Below are 1691 nucleotides of genomic sequence, written 5' to 3'. Positions count from 1 at the left end.
AAATTAATAAAATATAAAGAGCAATTAATATTAATTGCTCTTTATATTTTATTAATTTTCTTGTTTAGGGACATTTTTTTCGATTTTATTTTTCTATGATTTGATATTTTTTGTAAAATTGTTTTTTAGAGAGTAATTTATGGTTAGTAGCATCTATAAAATCGCCAATGTATCCAACTGGATACATTGCATAACCACAAAATCCTCCACCTACAGTTCCAACAGCTCCTACTTTTAAGTTATCTTTCATGGATGGATTTAAGCCACACATTAAAATACGAAGTCTATTATCTAACCAATAAAGATAATTTTTAGCAAAAGCTTTTTTTACCCAATCAGGTTGGGGTAGCATCAGGAAAATGCGGATTTACAACGTTAAGAGAAATTAATCTAGTATTTTCAATGCTTTGCAGACTTTTGTATAAATTTTACTTTTTATCAAATTTATCAAAATATAAAGTTTAAATTATTTTCAAGACAAGTCTTATGGGAATGTCTAAAGCCTTGATTTATCTTGGTTTAAAAGGTGTATCAATAGGGTTTACCCTATCGATACCAAAATACAAATATTGGCTTAGCGTTGTAAATCCGCATTTTCTTGACTAGACCCCTAAATTAATAAAATATAAAGAGCAATTAATATTAATTGCTCTTTATATTTTATTAATTTTCTTGTTTAGGGACATTTTTTTCGATTTTATTTTTCTATGATTTGATATTTTTTGTAAAATTGTTTTTTAGAGAGTAATTTATGGTTAGTAGCATCTATAAAATCACCAATATATCCGACTGGATACATCGCATAACCACAAAATCCCCCTCCAACAGTTCCAACAGCTCCTACTTTTAAGTTATCTTTCATAGATGGATTTAATCCACACATTAAAATACGAAGTCTATTATCTAACCAGTAAAGATAATTTTCAGCAAAAGCTTTTTTTACCCAATCAGGTTGCTCATTTGTTTTACTAATTTCCCAGACATCAACTGGTTTTCCATTTAATAAGGCTTTCATAAATATCACATTCATTTCTTTATAATATTAAGGATTACAAGAATTAGGAGTTCCACCTTGTCCGTAAGGTCCGCATGAACGAGGTTTAAAATTTTTTGTTGCTCCTCCATTTAACTGTTCTAATGTTGGAGATTTAGCAAATCCTCCTAAAAGACCTTGTAAAGCAGCACCCCAACCGAATCCACCATTAATTGATTCTAATTCATTTAAATTTAAATTTTTCATATATATTACCTCCTATTTTTTATAAAGTTTTCTTTTATTTTGAAATAAAATTTAATAAAATACAAGACTTATAAAAAAGTTAAATTAATGGTAAAATTATAATGTTGGATAAAAAAGTTACAGCTATATAGCTGTAACTCAGGCTGTAGACAAAATAGATTTTGATTATTATAAAATCTATTTTGTCTTTTTATATTTAAGTTTTTAAAATTTTGAAATAAAAAATGTTTAATAAATTTTATAAGTAAAATCCTCTTTAATAGCCAATTTTCATATACAAATAAAGGTTTTTTATTAAATCTAACCGTTTTTTGTTAAAATGTTTATAAACTAATTTTATTTTATCTAAAAAAGAAAAGAGTATCGACTTTGTCGACACTCTTAAAAGAACAGTTTAACTGTTCTTTTTTTTATAGATTATATTTTAAGTTTCTTGTAAACGTTTTGTTAA

Annotated in this window: 3 protein-coding genes; all 3 read right to left on the bottom strand. The window is 26.0% G+C overall.

Annotation, left to right across the window (positions count from 1 at the left end):
* Window positions 1–85: 85 nt before the first annotated feature.
* Complete coding sequence (locus QZ429_RS07610; RefSeq protein ID WP_291953396.1) at window positions 86–352, bottom strand: hypothetical protein; 267 nt, start codon at window positions 350–352, stop codon at window positions 86–88.
* Window positions 353–697: 345 nt separating this feature from the next.
* A complete protein-coding gene (locus tag QZ429_RS07605) occupies window positions 698–1015 on the bottom strand; it encodes a hypothetical protein (RefSeq protein ID WP_043013166.1) in 318 nt (105 codons plus the stop codon).
* A gap of 27 nt (window positions 1016–1042) precedes the next feature.
* Entirely contained in the window at window positions 1043–1240 is a 198-nt protein-coding gene (locus tag QZ429_RS07600) for a ComC/BlpC family peptide pheromone/bacteriocin (RefSeq protein WP_164789564.1), read from the bottom strand.
* Window positions 1241–1691 lie beyond the last annotated feature (451 nt).

It is taken from the genome of Campylobacter sp. (genome assembly GCF_020024835.1).
Classification (GTDB): Bacteria; Campylobacterota; Campylobacteria; order Campylobacterales; family Campylobacteraceae; genus Campylobacter_D.
This window is presented reverse-complemented; position numbering and strand designations above follow the sequence as displayed.